Here is a 505-nt window from a genome sequence, read left to right on the forward strand (position 1 = left end):
GGCTTTTTATTTCAACAGTTCATCGGGTGATGATACAAAGGATCAACAAGCAGACCAACAATCTAAGAAAACATCACCAGGTCATGAAAGCAAAGACGTCCCTAAGGCTGAACCAACCCTGGACAGCATATTCGACTTGGCCAAGCAAGGAAAAATACCGGACAGCAATATCATTGTTGGTGAAACGACTGTCGATGAGGTGCAAGAGGCTTGGGGAAAGCCGAATGGGACCTCAGATACGAATGCTGGTCTTTTTTTGAACTATCCGTCACATGGCATTGATGTCGGTATTACAGGCGATATTGTGTCCGATTTACGGTCATCTCAGGATCAATTCACGGCGTTCGATCTGGATACGATTGAATCATATGAAAAACCGGATGACACGCATTACTACCAGGATGAAAATTATGATCAAATCATTCTTGTTTATGAACTTTCTAGCGGTTATGTCTTAAAATGGGTGCTGCCAAATCCCGCCGGTAAATCAGATAACCCGGGTGTG

1 protein-coding gene is annotated in these 505 nt (G+C 43.8%); it reads left to right on the forward strand.

What is annotated here, in order from left to right:
* Positions 1-505: DUF4309 domain-containing protein (locus tag AC3G7N_RS22795; protein WP_489424367.1), on the forward strand; the 505-nt coding region annotated here is incomplete at both ends.

This window comes from Virgibacillus carmonensis (assembly GCF_057836705.1).